This window comes from Luteococcus struthionis, assembly GCF_048595755.1.
Classification (GTDB): Bacteria; Actinomycetota; Actinomycetes; order Propionibacteriales; family Propionibacteriaceae; genus Luteococcus.
Window position 1 is genome coordinate 832,849 of the sequence record NZ_CP184360.1, and the last position, 13,888, is coordinate 846,736.

The following is a 13,888-nucleotide window of genomic DNA, read 5'->3' on the forward strand; positions in this document are numbered from 1 at the left end:
GTCGATCTGCGGAGTCCCACCCGAGATCCCGGGCCAAGACCGGAGCATGGGGCGGGTCATCCGCCTAGGATCGAGCCATGGACATCCGTGGAATGCGACGCGACTACCAGGGCGAGGCGCTGGAGGAGGCCAACTCCGCAACCACGCCCGTGGCCCAGTTCGAGAAGTGGTTCGAGCAGGCACGGCGAACCGACAACCTGGACCCCAATGCCATGACCCTCGCGACGGTGGGCCCGGAGGGTCGTCCCTCCACCCGCATCGTGCTCATGAAGTCCTTCGACGAGTCGGGCATCGTCTTCTACACCAACTACGACTCCCGCAAGGGACAAGAGCTGGCCGCGAATCCGCTGGCCGCCCTGCAATTCCACTGGCCGCAGCTCGAGCGCGTCGTGCGCATCGAGGGCACAGTCGCCAAGGTCAGCCCCGAGGAGTCCGACGCCTACTTCGACGTGCGGCCGGTGGATTCTCGGATCGGTGCGTGGGCCTCCCCGCAAAGCCAGGTGATCCCCAACCGCGGCGTGCTCGTGGCCAATGCCGCCAAGGTCTCGGCCAAGCACGGCATCCATCCACCGCGTCCCGCGAACTGGGGTGGGTACCGCTTGGAGCCGGACGCCTGGGAGTTCTGGCAGGGACGCACCTCTCGACTGCACGACCGGTTGCGCTACACCCGCGTCGCAGATGGGTGGCACCGCGACCGTCTGGCCCCCTGACCGTCACCCCGCGTGCACACACAGCACGACGCGGCCCCCTGCACGTCGATGTCGACGCACAGGGGGCCACGTGGTTGGGGTGACGGTCACTGCCCCGCAAGCAGCAGATAGACATCCTTGCGGGCGCGCTCCAGGATTTTGCGGGCATCCTCCACTTGGGCGGCATCGCCGGCGACAACCACCTGCTGCACGGCCATGCCCAGCTGGTTCATGTCATCGCGCACGTCGAGGAAACCGCGATGCGGCGCCGCGACGCGCTCCCATGGGCGTTCGAGCTCAGCGGCATGCTCTGCCACATGGGCCCGGCCGGCCTCGGTGAGCTGGTGGACCTTCTTGCCGTCGACCTCGACGGCGACGATGAGGCCTTCGTCCTCCAGCAGCGACAGCGCCGGATAGATCGAGCCGGGGCTGGGGCGCCACAGGCCATTGCTCTTCTCGGCGATGCCATTGATCAGGCCATAGCCATTGGTGGGAGCCTCGGCCAACAGGGCGAGCACGGCACTGCGCACGTCGCCCTTGCGGCCCCGGCCGGGCCCACGACGTCCTCCGCCACGTCCACCGCGGGGGCCGAAGCCCTCGCCCATCAGCCCCCGCATCTCGCCGCGAGGCCCTCCCGCGTGGGGATGTTCGCCATTGTCACGGCCGCGACGACGCTCGCGTCGTCGTTCGCCGCCAGGGCCACCGTGATGGCCTTCCTGGGAACGGTGGGCGCCTCGGCGCCCGCCGCGTCGACGCCCCGGGCCGAAGCCGAAGTCGTCATTGTCTCGTCCGTACTGGTTCGTGAAGTCATTCATGTGTACTCCTGAAAGTTGGGTGGGAGGGGCCGGGTGCCCCTCCTGGCAGCGACGGACCGTGCGGGCGGCTGGCCCGTGGCCGAGATCCGGCCGGGCGCGCTCTTCGCATCAAGTTCTCCATCGATGCTTCATCGTTATATCGAAATAGTATCGCCGGAAAGGCGCGGAGTCAAGATGGGGCGCAGGAGCCCGCACCCCGCGGACCCCGTCGGGCCCGACCCGGCGCCCCCGCGTCAACTCACAGGTCGGGCAGGAACTCGTCTCGCAGCAGCTCGCCGCTGGAGGCATCGAAGGTGAGCCGATGGCGGTCGGTGGAGCTGGATCGGGTTTGCGGAGGCTGTCCCGAGGGGGCAGGGCTGCCGCTCGGCTGCCCCGTCAGGACCCACGTGGTGCTGGTGCTGGCCTCCACCACCAGGGCCTGCCCGTCCTCGCGCACGGACTCCTGGCTGCTCTGCGACTCGGCGTCGACGATCCGGAACCCCTCGCCGTCGACCGCCCGCCGGATCGGCCCGAGCGACTGCTCCAGCGCGGGCCACTCACTCTGGCCACTCATCCAGTAGGTGGTGGCCTGTTCGTCGTAGCGCGCCAGCAGGTCTTGCGCATCGACGGCTCGTGGGGATCCCTGCGGCGCCATCGCCGCACCAAGCCCGAAACTCAGCGCCAGGGCCAGCCCCAGCGCCACCACCACGATCTTTCGCCACATGCTGACCAGTCTTCCCCATCGCCGCGACCGACCATTCGCCGGTCCACCCCCATGGGCGCACCGGATGCGCAGACCAGCAGCCACCGGGGTGAGGCGTTGACGCTGCGGTGAATTCCGAGGCAACTCTCGGCCCCGCGGTCCGTTCGGCTACGGGCTATGACAAGAATGGTCGGGTGAGCACTATCGCAGACGACGTGACCGTGTCCCCCCAGCAGCAGGAACCCGTCAAGATCGGGGTGCTGACCTCGGGTGGCGACGCCCAGGGCATGAACGCCGCGGTGCGCGCCGTGGTGCGCACCGCCATCCGACTCGGCGCCAAGCCCTTCGCCATCTACGAGGGCTACCAGGGGATGATCGACGGCGGTGACGGCATCAAGGAGTTCGACTGGGATGACGTCGGCTCGATCATGCACCGCGGCGGAACCCTCATCGGCACCTTCCGCAGCAAGGACTTCCGCGAGCGCGAGGGACGCCTGAAGGCCGCCGCCAACCTGGTCGACCACGGCATCCACCGGCTCGTCGTGATCGGCGGCGACGGTTCGTTGAGCGGGCTCGACATGTTCCGCCAGGAGTGGGCCGGCCTGCTCGAGGACCTGCTGGCCGACGGCCGCATCACCCAAGAGCAGGCCGACGCGCATCCCGTGCTGATGATCGCCGGCATCGTCGGCTCGATCGACAATGACCTGGTGGGCACCGACATGACCATCGGCGCCGACACGGCACTCAACCGCATCGTCGACGCGATCGACGACCTCGCCAGCACCGCCGCCAGCCACCAGCGCAGCTTCGTGGTGGAGGTCATGGGACGCCACTGCGGTTACCTGGCGCTGATGGCCTCGATCGCGGGCGGCTGCGACTACTGCCTGATTCCCGAGAATCCTCCGGCCGAGGGCTGGGAGGAGAAGATGTGCGCGGAACTGAAGCGTGGCCGCGACGCGGGTCGACGCGACTCGATCGTCATCATCGCCGAGGGCGCACGCGACCGCGAGGGCAATCCGATCACCAGCGAGTACGTCCGCTCCACCCTGGAGGAACGTCTGGGCGAGGACGCCCGCGTCACCATCCTGGGGCACGTGCAGCGCGGCGGCACCCCCAGCGCCTATGACCGCTGGGCCCCCACCTGGCAGGGCAATGCTGCCGTCAAGGAACTGCTGCGGGCCACCCCGGACAGTCCCGGCAATGTGATGGCGCTGCGTGGCAACCGCGTGGTGGGCACCGACCTGATGGAGGCCGTCCGCAACACCCGTCGGGTCCCTGAGCTGATCGCCGAGGGCGACTACGAGGGTGCGATGGAGTTGCGGGGCGGCTCCTTCACTGAGATGCGACGCATCTTCCATGAGCTGGCCGAGCCGAGCCGGGTGCAACCGGGTGCCGGCACCAAGCGCGTCGCGATCGTCCACGCCGGCGGCCTGGCCCCGGGCATGAACACCGCGGCCCGCGCCGCGGTGCGCCTGGGCATCAGCCGGGGCCACACCATGCTGGGCGTGCACAACGGCTTCATCGGCATGCGTGACGGGGACCTCGAGGAACTCACCTGGGACGACGTCGAGGGGTGGACCGGTGAGGGCGGTGCCGAGCTGGGCACGCGTCGTCGCATCCCCGAGCTGGAGCACCTGTACTCCATCAGCCGTGCGCTGGAGGAGCACAAGGTGGATGCCCTGCTGGTGATCGGCGGCTGGAATGCCTACCAGGCGGCCTACCTGCTGCACAAGGAGAAGGACCGCTACCCCGCCTTCAACATCCCGATCGTGTGCGTGCCGGCCACCATCGACAACAACGTTCCCGGCTCGGAACTGTCGATCGGCGCCGACACCGCCCTGAACGTCATCGTCGAGGCGATCGACCGGATCAAGATGTCCGGCTCGGCCACCAAGCGCGCCTTCGTGGTGGAGACCATGGGCCGCTACTGCGGTTATCTGGCCCTGATGAGTGGCCTGGCCTCGGGCGCGGAGCGCGTCTACATGCACGAGACGGGCATCAGTCTGGGTGACCTCTACCGCGACGTCGAGTGGCTGCGTGGCTCCTTCGAGAACGGCCGTCGTCGCTTCCTGGCCATCCGCAATGAGCGCGCCAGCGAACACTACGACGCGGAATTCCTGGCCAAGCTGCTGGAGGAGGAGGGCAAGGACACCTTCGACGTGCGCCACCTGGTGCTGGGCCACATCCAGCAGGGCGGCACCCCCACCCCTTTCGATCGGCTGCTGGCCACCCGGCTGGTCTCCAATGCACTCAATGTCTTGGACCGCGGCTGGGAAGCGGGGCGCGGCAATGCCTCTTGGTATGTGGGTCTGATGGAGGGCAAGGTGGCCAGCCAGCCGCTGGGCCACATGATGGAGCACGTGGACCCAACCTTCCGTCGCCCGCTGCAGCAGTGGTGGCTGGACGAGCTGCAGGGCGTCTTCGCCGATGTCGCCTACGAGCCCGACGCTCCCGGACCCGACTTCTGCTGAACCGCCGCTCATCCCAAACCTGCTCGATCGCACACTATTGGGCAATCTCCGGGATCCGCTAGATAGGGCCAGACGGCGCCAGAGTCGTAATCCTTGTGGGAAATCCACGGGCAGGAAGTTCCATGGTTGTGGAGCGGTTCACCAACGAGGGCGGTTGGCTACGTTAGCGTAGGTTACGACTACGTAACCTACGCTCGCGTACGGAGGACCTTCCGATGACCGACCGCCCCCTTCCCACCGTCATCCAGGGCGGCATGGGCATTGCCGTCTCGAGCTGGCAGCTGGCCCGAGAGGTGAGCCTGGCCGGTGAGCTGGGTGTCGTCTCCGGCACGGCGCTCGACGCCGTGCTGGCCCGTACCCTGCAGGACGGCGACCCCGGCGGCCACTACCGCCGGGCACTGGAGCACTTCCCCAACCAGGAGGTGGCCCAGCGCATCATCGACAAGTTCTACCTGCCGCAGGGCCGTCAGGGCGCCCCGTACCGCCCGCACGACACCATCACGATCAACCCCAAGCAGGCCATCTCCGAGCTGTGCGTCGCCGCCAACTTCGCCGAGACCTGGCTCGCCAAGGAGGGCCACGACGGAATCGTGGGGATCAACTTCCTGGAGAAGGTCCAGATGGCCACCCCGACCGCCGCGCTGGGTGCGGTGCTGGCCGGCGCCGACTACGTGCTGATGGGCGCGGGCATCCCCCGCGAGATCCCGCAGCTGCTGCGCGACCTGGCCGCGGGCCGCCCCGGTGGCGTGCACGTGGACGTCGATGGTGGTGAGCCCGCCTGGTCGAGCGTCGATCCCACCGCAATCCTGGGCGGCCCGATGGAGCCTGTGGAGCCCCCGCGCTTCCTCGCCATCATCTCGGTGCACTCCCTGGCCAACTTCCTCAACCGTGACGAGAGGATCAAGCCCTTCGGCTTCGTCGTCGAGGGCCCCGTGGCGGGCGGCCATTCCGCTCCTCCGCGCGGAAAGATGACCTTGGACGACAACGGCGATCCGATCTACGCCGATCGCGATCTGGCCGACCTGACCAAGATGGCCGCCGTCGGATCGCCCTTCTGGCTGGCCGGCGCCTACTCCACCCCCGAGCTGGTGCAGCAGGCCAAGGATGCCGGCGCCGAGGGCGTGCAGTGCGGCACGATCTTCGCCCTGGCCAAGGAGTCGGGTCTGCGCGACGACCTGCGCGAGGCGATGGTCTCGCAGCTGGCCGGCGATGAGCTCGACGTGCGCAACGACCCCCGCGCCTCCCCCACCGGATTCCCCTTCAAGATCGCGCAGGTGCCCGGCACCCTCAGCGACCCGGAGGTCTACGAGGCGCGTCCCCGCCTGTGCGACCTGAGCTACCTGCGCGTTCCCTACCAGCGCGAGAACGGCACCATCGGCTACCGCTGCGCCAGCGAACCGATCGACGCCTACCTCAAGAAGGGCGGCAAGCTCGAGGACACCGTGGGCCGCAAGTGCCTGTGCAACTGCCTCATCACCAATGTGGGGTTGGGCCAGGAGCGCAAGGACGGCTACAAGGAGGTGCCCGGCATCACCCTGGGCCAGGACGTCACGGGGGCCAAGCGACTGCTGGAGCTGCACCCCGAGGGCTGGGGTGGCAAGCAGGCCGTCGACTTCCTGCTGGGCCGCTGATCCCATGACCGGTCCCCGAACTCGGCCGTCGGGGCGGCCCCGACGTCCGGACCGCCCCTACGGCCGAGCTTGTCGAGGCCTTGATTTACATCTCTACCAATATCTAGGAATTACCTGATATTGGTCAAGACGAAGCAATCGACCGCCTCGCGAGCCGGTCGAGCAGGGCAAACCAGAGCATCGGGAAGACCGGGATCGCGGCATAGGGCAGGACCATGAGGGGCTCCCAGAGCGCGTACGCCCAGAAGAGGAACCACACCAGCGTCGGCCACAGCAGCATCAGACCCAGATAGGGCAGGGCTCGTGCGAAGGCACTGCGCGGGCCGTCGGCGAGCAGGCGGTCCATCACCCAAGCGCAGAAGCAGGTGCCAGCCGCGATCGGGACCAGGAGCCACCAGCCGCTGGCATCGCTCCCGGCCACCAGCCCCGCCGCACCCAGGATGAAGAGCACAACCATCACCACGCAGAGGGCAAGGACGGCATAGGCCGCACCCGCAGCCCCTCCCCCACGTTCAACGACTGCCCGGGAGCCAACGGTGGCGGACTTCTTCATGCCTCCATTATCACCCGGACGGGTCCGGATGACTGCCGCAAACAGAGAGCTGGCGGCCCTTCATTGCCTTGGTGGCAGCGAAGAGCCGCCAGCTCTCTGTTTGCGGCGGGCACTTACGACGATCAGCAATTATTGATTAATATTGAACTTTTTCTAGACTATGGAATAGTGTCCAATCACGGCCTCAGCGGGCGTAGTGCAGGGCGACGCGCTGCCCGTCGATCTCACGCACCCGGATCGGCAGTCCGAAGACCTCGCTGAGCAGTTCCTCCTGCATGATCTCCTCCGGCGATCCGGCCGCCACCACCTGGCCGTCGGCCATCACGACGATGTGGTCGGCGTAGACGCTGGCGGCATTCAGGTCGTGCAGGACGATGACGATGCTCTTGCCCAGCTCGTCGGCCGCGCGTCGCATCTGGCGCATCATCCGCACGCCGTGGCTCATGTCCAGGTTGTTCAGGGGCTCGTCCAGCAGGATGTGGTCGGTGTCCTGCGCCAGCACCATCGCGACGAAGGCGCGCTGCCGCTGACCACCCGAGAGCTGGTCGAGGAAACGGTCGGCGAAGGGAGCCAGGTCGAGGTATTCCATGGCCTGCTCGATGTGGGCCTCGTCCTCGACGGTGAGCCGCCCCTTGGAGTGGGGGTAGCGACCAAAGGCCACCAGGTCTCGCACTGTCAGGCGCACCGCCAGGTGGTTGTCCTGGCGCAGGATGGCGAGCTTGCGGGCCAGCTGGTCGCTGGGCGTCTTCTGGATGTCCAGGTCGTCCACCAGCACCCGGCCGTAGGCGGGCTCCAGCAGGCGCGAGATCATCGCCAGCAGCGTCGACTTACCGGCACCATTGGGCCCCACCAGCGCCGTGACACCGCGGGCGGGGATCTCGATCGTCACATCATCGACGACGACCGTCTCGCCGTACTTGGCCTGGAGGTGGTCGGTGATGATCATGCGGGCCTCCCGGCGCGTGAGGATCGAAGGAGCAGGACGAGGAAGGTGATGCCGCCGACGAACTCCACGACCATCGAGAGCGAACCCTCGAAGCCCAGGATGCGTTCGAAGAGCAGCTGGCCGCCCACCAAGGTGATGATGCCGGCGAAGCCGACGGCGGGCACGGTGAAGGCGTGATGGTGGGTGCCCACCACCCGGTAGGTGAGGTGTGCCACCAGCAGGCCAAAGAACATCGTCGGGCCCACCAGGGCGGTGGAGGTGCCCACCAGCAGCGCGACCAGCACCAGGTGCACCAGGCTGGCGCGACGGTGGTTGACGCCCAGGCCGATGGCCAGGTCACGCCCCAGGGCGATCACGTCGAGCTCACGCCGCGAATGCCAGACCCAGGCGACGGCCAATCCCACCAGCACCGCACTGATGCCCAGCAGACCGGGATTGGTGCCGGTGAAGTCTGCGAAGAATCGGTCGCTGAGCACCACGAAGGCCTCCGGATCGAGCACGCGCTGCATGAAGCTGGACAGGCCGCGGAAGAGCCCGCCCAGCAGCACGCCCACGAGCACCATCATGGTGACCGAGCGGTTGAGCTTGACCAGCATGAAGCCGAACAACAGCAGGGCGAAGCCCACCATCGAGACCAGCACCACCAGGTATTGCGCCACGGGGTTGACCACGACGATGCCCAGGAAGAAGACCGAGGCCGTCTGCAGGGCCAGGTAGAGCGCGTCCAGGCCCATGATCGACGGGGTCAGGATCCGGTTGGCGGTGACGGTGTGGAAGAGCACCGTCGCGACCCCGATGGCGACGGCCACCAGGCTCATCGTCGCAATCGTGACCAAGCGACGGTTGAGCACGAAGTTGGAGCCCACCGGCAGTTTGTAACCCAGGTAGAAGGCGACGATCGCCGCCGCGGCGAGGGCAAGCAGGCCCACCCGGGTGGCGGGGGACAGGCTGCGTCGCCCGCGGCCAGCAGCAGTGGCGGCCACGGGCGACGTCTCAAGGGTCAACGACGTCCCCGCAGCAGGATCACGAGGAAGGCGATCGCGCCGGTGACACCCATCACGGTGCCGATCGGCATCTCGAAGGGGTGGATCACCATTCGGGAGACCAGGTCACAGACCAGCACGAAGGCGGCGCCTAGCAGGGCCACCCACGGCACGGCGCGGCGGCAGTTGTCACCGATCGTGTTGCGCACGATGTTGGGCACCACCAGACCCAGGAAGGGCAGGGCGCCGACGGTCACCACCACGGTGGCGCTGACCACGGCCACCACCGACATGCCGATCATCACGGTGCGACGGTGGTTGAGCCCCAGGTTGGTGGTGAAGGCCTCGCCCATGCCGGCGACGGTGAAGCGGTCGGCCAGCAGTGCGGCCAGCACGGTGAGGGCACCGGCGATCCACAGCAGCTCGTAGCGTCCGGCCAGCACGGCGGAGAAGTCGCCGGTGGTCCAGGAGCTGAGCGACTGGACCAGGTCCATCCGGTAGGCCACGAAGGTGACGCCGGCGCTGACCACGCCGCCCAGCATCATGCCGACCAGCGGGGTGACCAGCATGTCGCGCAGCGGCACCACGGCCAGGATGCGCAGGAAGAGGGCGGTGCCCAGCAGCGCGGCGACCGCACCGAAGATCATCTTGACGACCACGGGCGCCCCGGGGAAGAACAGCGCGCTGACCAGCAGGCCGGCGGTGGCGAACTCCATGGTGCCGGCGGTGCTGGGCTCGACGAAGACATTGCGGGTGAGCAGCTGCATGATCTGGCCGCTCACGGCCAGGGCGCTGCCGGACAGCACCAGGGCGATCGTGCGGGGAAGGCGCGAATTGAGCAGCACGTTCGCGTCCAGGTCGGCGACGCCCACCACCAGCGATCCAGCGGCCAGCACAGCAAGGCACACCAGCCCGGCGATCATCGCGACGGCATTGCCGGTGCGGCTGCGGCGAGGGGCTGCGGACGCGGCGGCGCCCGCCGTGCGGGGGCGCACGGCGGGCGTCGGGGCGGCAGCGCGGGTGGCGCTCCTGTCGATCGTCAGGAGGCTCATGCCAGACCCTTCTTGATCTCGTCGGCCATCTCGACGGTGTTGTCGAGGCCGGTGCCCAGCAGGTACCAGCGGGAGCCGTCCAGGTAGGTGATCTTCTTGTCCTGAGCGGCCTTGGTCTTGTTGACCAGCGCGTTGTCGAGCACCTTCTGTGCGCTGTTGCCGCCCTGACCGGTCGCGGCGTCACGGTCGATGACGAACATGCGGTCGGGGTTGGTGGAGCTGATGAACTCGAAGCTCACGGCCTGGCCGTGGTTGTCCACCTTGAGGTCCTTGGCGGCGGGGGTGACGCCCATCTGCTCGTGGATGATGCCGAAGCGGCTGCCGGGGCCGTAGGCCGAGAGCTTGCCGCCGCTGGTCAGCAGCACCAGGCCCTTGCCGGCGCCCTTGGCCGCGGTCTTGGTCTCGTCGAGCGCCTTGGTGACCTCGTCCATCTGGGCCTTGACCTCGTCGGACTTGCCGTACATCTCGGCGACGATGCCGGCATTCTTCTCCAGCGAGCCCAGGAAGTCCTTGGAGTCATTGCTGAGGTCGACGGTGGGAGCAACCTTGTTCAGGTCCTCGTACTTCTCGGCGGTGCGACCGCCGATGAGGATGACGTCGGGCTCCAGCTCCGCGATCTTCTCGACGTCGGGCTCCTTCAGGGTGCCCACGTTGTCCTTGTCCTTGAACTCGTCCATGAACTTGGGAAGCGTCTTGGTCGGCACGCCGATGACGTTCTCGGAGACGCCGAGCGCGCGCATGTTGTCGAGCACGGCGTAGTCCAGCACGACGACCTTGCTGGGGTTCTTGGTGACCTCGGTGGTGCCCTGCGCGTGCTTCACGCTGATCTTCTCGTCGCTCTTGGCAGCGGGACTGGCAGTGTCCTGCGATCCACAGGCACTGGCGGTGAGCACCAGTGCGGCGGCAGCGACGGGGGCGAGGAAGCGGCGGAGCATCGTTGGGTCCTTCGGTCTGGGAACATCCCGTGTGGGGGACGCTGTGTTCACTTAGGTCGTACTAACTAAGGGAAGCCTTACATACTCACCCGGGAGCTGTACACCCCCGGGGCCACTTTTCGCCCCCACCTTGTGCCCGAATTCACAAGACCCGCGATCGACTAGGGATTTCGTCTTTTATCGAGTTTTGCCTAGAACTTCCTAGAACGGGCAATCATCGCCCGATCCCTCGGATGCAGAGGTCGTCTGGGTGAATCTGGACCTGTCTCGGGCTTTCGCTAGAGCGCGCCATACACTCGAATCCATGGACCCGATTCGCAACCCCTATGCCCCGGGCGCCGGCCAGCGTCCTCCCGAACTCGCCGGCCGCGACGAGCAGATGCGCGCCTTCGACGTCGTGCTGGTGCGCACCGCCAAGGGGCGGCCGGAACGGTCCATCATCCTCACCGGGCTGCGTGGCGTCGGCAAGACCGTGCTGCTGAATGCCCTGCGAGGCCAGGCGGTGCGAGCCAAGTGGGGCACCGGCAAGTTCGAGGCCCGCCCCGACCAGGGCATTCGTCGCCCACTGGGCGCCGCGCTGCACATGGCGGTGCGAGAGCTGGGCCACCCCGACGCCGACACGGTGCTGGGCACCATCAAGGCCTTCATCGAGCGTGAGGCCAAGCCCGGCGCCAAGCTGAACGAGAAGTGGAATCCCGGGATCATGGTGCCGGCCACCAAGGGTCGCGCGGATTCCGGCGACATCGAGATCGACCTGGTGGAGCTGTTCAGCGACGTCGGTGGCCTGGCCCAGGACATGGGGGTGGGCATCGGCATCTTCATCGACGAGATGCAGGACTTGCGCCCCGAGGATGTCTCGGCCATGTGCGCTGCGGTGCACGAACTGAGTCAGCAACGCCTGCCACTGATCGTGGTCGGCGCCGGCCTGCCCCACCTGCCGGCCGTGCTCAGCGCCTCCAAGAGCTACTCGGAGCGCCTGTTCCGCTACAACCGCATCGACCGGCTCGACCGCGCCGCCGCAGACCTGGCCCTCACCCTTCCCGCAGAGGACGAGGAGGCGGCCTTCGAGCCCGAGGCGCTGGAGGCCATGTACCAGCTCACCGGCGGCTACCCCTACTTCATCCAGGCCTACGGCAAGGTGGTCTGGGATGTGGCGCCGGCCAGCCCGATCACCGTCGACGACGTGCGGGTGGCCACGCCCGAGGCCGAGGCGGAGCTGGCCGTGGGCTTCTTCGGCAGCCGCTTCGAACGCGCCACGCCGGCCGAGCGGGAATATCTGCGCGCCATGGCCGAGGCCTCCGACGGCGACGACGATGCCGACCAGGTGAAGACCTCGGCAGTGGCCGAGGTGCTCGACCGCAAGGCACAGAGCCTGTCGCCCGCGCGCGATGCCTTGATGAAGAAGGGCCTGATCTACTCCTCGGAACGCGGCAAGGTGGCCTTCACCGTGCCCCACTTCGGGCGCTACCTGCGCAGCCAGCAGCTGTGATCCGGCCACTCACACCGACTCGCGCACGATGCCCTTCTCGCCACGCCAGTGCGCCAGTCGCCCGGCACGACTGACGGCCCGCAGTCGTCGTTCCACGTGTGAACGGTGCCGGTCGGCGACGGCCAACATCAGCTGGTCCCCGGCCCGCAGGGTGGTCTCGCCACGGGGCACCAGCAGCTCGTCGTCGCGCAGCACCAGCGCCAGCACCGCATCACCGGGCAGGCGCAGCTCCGCCACCGCGACGCCGTGCAGTCGGGATTCGGCCGGCACGTCGAAGGTGAGCAGACTGGCACCCAGCTTCTCCATCGGTGCGTGTTCGATCGCCAACTCCCGGGCACCCTGGTCCTCCATCAGGCCGAGGGTGCGGCACAGCCAGGGCAGGGTGGGGCCCTGCACGATGGTGTAGACCACCACCAGCAGGAAGGTCACGTCGAAGATCATCAGCGCATTGGGCACACCGGCGGTGATGGGGAAGGTGGCCAGCACGATCGGGACCGCGCCACGCAGACCCGCCCACGACATGAAGACCTGCTCCCGGTACGGCACCCCAAAGGGCGTCGAGCACAGCGTCACGGCGAGCGGGCGGGCGATGAAGGTGAGCCCCGCCCCCACCACGATCGCCGCGGGAAGGGCGTGGGGCAGCCGCTCGGGCGAGGCCAGCAGGCCGAGCAGCACGAACAGTGCGATCTGCGAGAGCCAGGCCAGACCCTCCGCGAAGCCCAGGGTGGCATTGCGGTGTGGCAGGCCGGAATTGCCCAGGACCAGACCGGCCACATAGGCCGCGACGAAGGGACTGCCGCCGCACACCCCGGTGGCGCCGAAGGCGAGCATCGCGAAGGTCATGGCGGCCAGCGGGTACAGCCCGGTGGCGGGCAGGGCGATGCGCTTGAGCAGCCAGGCCCCGGCGAAGGAGACGGCAACGCCCACCACCAGACCGATGAGCATCTGTTGCAGGAAGCCACCAAAGGCCGTCCAGGCGTCCAGGTGGAACCACGCCTCGGAGACGACGATCGTCACCAGGATGATGACCGGCGGGTCGTTCAGACCGGATTCGGCCTCCAGCGCGGCACCGGTGCGTTTGCGCAGCGGCAGCGACCTCATCGACGAGAAGACGGCCGCGGCGTCGGTCGAGGAGACCACCGCGCCCAGCAGCAGTGCGGTGCGGGGGTCGACGTCGAGCAGCAGCCAGGCCAGCGCCGAGGTGACCGCCACCGTGATGGCCACCCCCACGGTGGCCAGCACCGCCGACAGCCTCAACACCGGTCTCATCACCGAGAGCCGGGTACTTAGGCCACCTTCGGCCAGGATCACCGCCAGCGCCAAGGAACACAGCACCTGCGCCAGGGCCGCATCGTCGAACTCCAGGCCGAGCCCGGCCTCACCGATGAGCAGACCGATGCCCAGGTAGAGCAACAGGCTGGGCATGCCAGCACCGGTGGACACGCGCACCGCGATCACGCCCAGCAGCAGCACTCCGCTGGCCGCCAGGACCACCACATTGAGGTTCTCCGGTGTCATGGCAAGGCCGCACCCGGGACGCACCCTGCCCCGATGGATGCCTGCTCCCGGACCCCTTTGCACAGGGCCGGAGCAGTGGGCATCGCATGGGGGGAAGTCAACATACCCCTACCCTGCCAAAGTC

General features: G+C 67.9%; 12 protein-coding genes. 4 read left to right on the forward strand and 8 right to left on the reverse strand.

What is annotated here, in order from left to right; genetic code table 11:
- Positions 1-77: 77 nt before the first annotated feature.
- Complete coding sequence (pdxH, locus tag ACOAMO_RS03870) at positions 78-710, forward strand: pyridoxamine 5'-phosphate oxidase (RefSeq protein WP_420176276.1); 633 nt, start codon at positions 78-80, stop codon at positions 708-710.
- An 86-nt stretch (positions 711-796) separates the two neighbouring features.
- On the opposite strand, the gene ACOAMO_RS03875 is transcribed toward pdxH, so the two are convergent.
- Both ACOAMO_RS03875 and ACOAMO_RS03880 read right to left on the reverse strand, forming a co-directional pair.
- Complete coding sequence (locus ACOAMO_RS03875; protein ID WP_420176277.1) at positions 797-1,504, reverse strand: PadR family transcriptional regulator; 708 nt, start codon at positions 1,502-1,504, stop codon at positions 797-799.
- A gap of 238 nt (positions 1,505-1,742) precedes the next feature.
- Entirely contained in the window at positions 1,743-2,207 is a 465-nt protein-coding gene (locus ACOAMO_RS03880; RefSeq protein ID WP_420176278.1) for a hypothetical protein, read from the reverse strand.
- Positions 2,208-2,380: 173 nt separating this feature from the next.
- On the opposite strand from ACOAMO_RS03880, the gene ACOAMO_RS03885 reads away from it, so the two are divergent.
- Positions 2,381-4,657: a 6-phosphofructokinase gene (locus ACOAMO_RS03885; RefSeq protein ID WP_420176279.1), complete on the forward strand. Its 2,277-nt coding sequence runs from the start codon at positions 2,381-2,383 to the stop codon at positions 4,655-4,657.
- Positions 4,658-4,872: 215 nt separating this feature from the next.
- Positions 4,873-6,288 (forward strand): nitronate monooxygenase, encoded by a 1,416-nt coding sequence (locus ACOAMO_RS03890; protein WP_420176280.1) that lies wholly within the window; start codon positions 4,873-4,875, stop codon positions 6,286-6,288.
- Between the two features lie 124 nt (positions 6,289-6,412).
- Here the strand turns inward: ACOAMO_RS03890 and ACOAMO_RS03895 are convergent, their stop codons facing one another.
- The 5 genes from ACOAMO_RS03895 to ACOAMO_RS03915 all read right to left on the reverse strand — a co-directional run bounded on the left by ACOAMO_RS03895 (position 6,413) and on the right by ACOAMO_RS03915 (position 10,757).
- Positions 6,413-6,841: a hypothetical protein gene (locus tag ACOAMO_RS03895; RefSeq protein ID WP_420176281.1), complete on the reverse strand. Its 429-nt coding sequence runs from the start codon at positions 6,839-6,841 to the stop codon at positions 6,413-6,415.
- A 184-nt stretch (positions 6,842-7,025) separates the two neighbouring features.
- Positions 7,026-7,787: an ABC transporter ATP-binding protein gene (locus tag ACOAMO_RS03900; protein ID WP_420176282.1), complete on the reverse strand. Its 762-nt coding sequence runs from the start codon at positions 7,785-7,787 to the stop codon at positions 7,026-7,028.
- Positions 7,784-8,770, reverse strand: a complete 987-nt coding sequence (locus tag ACOAMO_RS03905) for an iron chelate uptake ABC transporter family permease subunit (protein WP_420176283.1) — start codon at positions 8,768-8,770, stop codon at positions 7,784-7,786. The genes ACOAMO_RS03900 and ACOAMO_RS03905 overlap by 4 nt, the downstream gene beginning before the upstream one ends.
- Positions 8,771-8,787: 17 nt before the next feature.
- Positions 8,788-9,822, reverse strand: a complete 1,035-nt coding sequence (locus ACOAMO_RS03910; RefSeq protein WP_420176284.1) for an ABC transporter permease — start codon at positions 9,820-9,822, stop codon at positions 8,788-8,790.
- Positions 9,819-10,757, reverse strand: a complete 939-nt coding sequence (locus ACOAMO_RS03915) for a siderophore ABC transporter substrate-binding protein (RefSeq protein ID WP_420176285.1) — start codon at positions 10,755-10,757, stop codon at positions 9,819-9,821. Before ACOAMO_RS03915 ends, ACOAMO_RS03910 begins: the two co-directional genes overlap by 4 nt.
- A gap of 304 nt (positions 10,758-11,061) precedes the next feature.
- Between ACOAMO_RS03915 and ACOAMO_RS03920 the strand changes: the two genes are divergently transcribed.
- On the forward strand, positions 11,062-12,246 hold the full coding sequence (locus ACOAMO_RS03920; RefSeq protein WP_420176286.1) for an ATP-binding protein: 1,185 nt from the start codon (positions 11,062-11,064) through the stop codon (positions 12,244-12,246).
- Between the two features lie 9 nt (positions 12,247-12,255).
- Here the strand turns inward: ACOAMO_RS03920 and ACOAMO_RS03925 are convergent, their stop codons facing one another.
- Positions 12,256-13,764, reverse strand: coding sequence for a potassium/proton antiporter (locus ACOAMO_RS03925; RefSeq protein WP_420176287.1), 1,509 nt, complete (start codon positions 13,762-13,764; stop codon positions 12,256-12,258).
- Between the last annotated feature and the right edge of the window lie 124 nt (positions 13,765-13,888).

Coding starts and splice junctions, on each gene's coding strand:
- pdxH (WP_420176276.1), top strand. CDS start 78: ATGGACATCCGTGGAATGCGACGCGACTACCAGGGCGAGGCGCTGGAG.
- ACOAMO_RS03875 (WP_420176277.1), bottom strand. CDS start 1,504: ATGAATGACTTCACGAACCAGTACGGACGAGACAATGACGACTTCGGC.
- ACOAMO_RS03880 (WP_420176278.1), bottom strand. CDS start 2,207: ATGTGGCGAAAGATCGTGGTGGTGGCGCTGGGGCTGGCCCTGGCGCTG.
- ACOAMO_RS03890 (WP_420176280.1), top strand. CDS start 4,873: ATGACCGACCGCCCCCTTCCCACCGTCATCCAGGGCGGCATGGGCATT.
- ACOAMO_RS03895 (WP_420176281.1), bottom strand. CDS start 6,841: ATGAAGAAGTCCGCCACCGTTGGCTCCCGGGCAGTCGTTGAACGTGGG.
- ACOAMO_RS03900 (WP_420176282.1), bottom strand. CDS start 7,787: ATGATCATCACCGACCACCTCCAGGCCAAGTACGGCGAGACGGTCGTC.
- ACOAMO_RS03910 (WP_420176284.1), bottom strand. CDS start 9,822: ATGAGCCTCCTGACGATCGACAGGAGCGCCACCCGCGCTGCCGCCCCG.
- ACOAMO_RS03915 (WP_420176285.1), bottom strand. CDS start 10,757: ATGCTCCGCCGCTTCCTCGCCCCCGTCGCTGCCGCCGCACTGGTGCTC.
- ACOAMO_RS03920 (WP_420176286.1), top strand. CDS start 11,062: ATGGACCCGATTCGCAACCCCTATGCCCCGGGCGCCGGCCAGCGTCCT.
- ACOAMO_RS03925 (WP_420176287.1), bottom strand. CDS start 13,764: ATGACACCGGAGAACCTCAATGTGGTGGTCCTGGCGGCCAGCGGAGTG.